At 33.3% G+C, this 1,818-nt stretch carries 1 protein-coding gene and 3 pseudogenes; 3 read left to right on the top strand and 1 reads right to left on the bottom strand.

Annotated elements, in window-relative coordinates:
* A pseudogene (locus AC1RPK_RS07565) lies at positions 1-182 on the bottom strand (plasmid replication initiation protein); the annotation flags it as partial.
* A 113-nt stretch (positions 183-295) separates the two neighbouring features.
* Here AC1RPK_RS07565 and AC1RPK_RS07560 point away from each other — a divergent pair.
* The 3 genes and pseudogenes from AC1RPK_RS07560 to AC1RPK_RS07550 all read left to right on the top strand — a co-directional run.
* Positions 296-709: pseudogene (locus AC1RPK_RS07560) on the top strand (IS30 family transposase); the annotation flags it as partial.
* A gap of 153 nt (positions 710-862) precedes the next feature.
* Positions 863-1,186: a DMT family transporter gene (locus AC1RPK_RS07555; RefSeq protein ID WP_047916691.1), complete on the top strand. Its 324-nt coding sequence runs from the start codon at positions 863-865 to the stop codon at positions 1,184-1,186.
* Positions 1,187-1,369: 183 nt separating this feature from the next.
* Positions 1,370-1,573: pseudogene (locus AC1RPK_RS07550) on the top strand (GNAT family N-acetyltransferase); the annotation flags it as partial.
* Positions 1,574-1,818: the final 245 nt, after the last annotated feature.

Genomic DNA, 1,818 nt, shown 5'->3' with positions numbered 1-1,818 from the left:
TTTTGTTTTTTATCCTGTTTATTTCTAATAGCGTTAAATGTTCTTCTCAATGAAACTGTGATGTCATGTTGCAAATCCTCGTAGTTATCTAAAAAGATAGTTGTTGGTTTTCCTGTTTGTTGAGTAATAAATGTTTCACTTGCCTTTTTAGCATTAAAAATAATCCCAATCATTTTTTCCATTTTCTTTGGATCATTTGCAGACCATAAAGTTAATTAGTTTATGGTCTGCAAATGATCCTGCTCTTATACTAAAAAGATGGACTATTTTTCTACCAGAAGTCAAGTGTTTCAATGCATTTAGGTTGTTTTATGAGCGTTATGGCAAAGCTGTGCGTACTATAACAGCCGACAATGGTTCTGAATTTATCTCATGGGACTTTTTAGAATATGTTCAAAAAGAGCTTAAAATTAAGCTATACTATGCCACACCGTCATCACCACAACAACGTGGTTCAAATGAAAACAGAAACCGTAAGCTACGTGATTGGTACCCTAAAGGCACGTCATTTAAAGATGTGAAACAACGACAATTAGATGAAGTAGCTTCAAAAATGAATGCTATGCCATTGAGACAGGCACTTGACGGTAAACGACCTATGGTAGTCTTTGAGCAGGAATATAAAGCCATGCAACGTTACCGTAGAGCTTATGAAAAGCGTAAACAACGTATGCTTGAAGTTAAAAAACAAGAATTCGAGAATAATTAAAAACGACATTGCAATTAAGCGGAGTAAATTGTAAAATTGTATAATAAAAAATATACGAATAGCTGGGTTGTGGCTAGCTAAAAAACGCCGACTAATGAATTTTTTCATTTTTGGCATTATTTTCGTTATAAAAAAAAAGGTAGGTGTAATTTAATGGGATATATATTTTTGGGGCTCGCGATTCTAGGTGAACTCTTGGGAACGAATTTGTTAAAAGCTTCAAACGGATTCAGTTCGCTTTGGGAAACTGTGGGGTCTTTAGTTTCATACGGTGCAAGTTTTTATTTTTTAGCATTAGCTATGAAAACTATAAACTTGAGTGTTGCTTACGCTTTATGGGCTGGCTTAGGAATTGTATTGACAACTGTTTTGGCAGTAGTCGTTTGGAAAGAATCTATTAATCTGAGCAGCGTCTTAGGAATTGTATTAATTTTGTCAGGAGTTGTCATTTTAAACTTGTATGGTCCTGGTCATTAAACCAAAATAAAAAACGACTAGCTGTATAAATATTATAATAAACAAAAGGCACCTGGTGTGTCTTTTTATTATGCTTAGAATATAAATATTTGAAAACGGGTTAATTAATTGAAATATTTGATATAATAGTGAGTAATTTGATTGCTAAAAGCCTTTGCGTAGACGTTCCAAAAACGTGTACGCAAAGGGTTAGGGCAACGGTTACTCGATGAAGCGAATCGTTATGCTAAAACGAAACAAAAACGTTATTTACGTTTGACTGTTTATGAAAAAAATTATGCAGGCATTCGTTTTTATGAACGTCATGGATTTAAAAAAATCGGGATAAAACATTTTCCTTTAGGAAAACAAGATCGTATTTGTCCGATTTTAGAAAAAGAAATCTAAAAAAACGTCCTCACTTTTGATGTTGAGGACGTTTTTTTAGACTGGTAATGTAACCATAATTCGCTTTCCTTTTTGATAAACCGCTAATTCTGTCACACCTGTTGCTTTTAAAGTTTCTCTATGGCTCTTATATGAGCTAATGTAGCCATTTTAACTTAATGATTGCAGGTATTCGCTGTACCACACTTCAAAAGTATTTCTCATTGCGCCAAAAATGTAATTTTCAGGATTAACTTTTTGTTTTT

It is taken from the genome of Dellaglioa sp. CoH-55-MRSF-6 (genome assembly GCF_056782215.1).
This window is presented reverse-complemented; position numbering and strand designations above follow the sequence as displayed.

What these genes read in the sequence shown, in the direction of transcription:
- AC1RPK_RS07555 (WP_047916691.1), top strand. Translation starts at nt 863, where the DNA reads ATGGGATATATATTTTTGGGGCTCGCGATTCTAGGTGAACTCTTGGGA.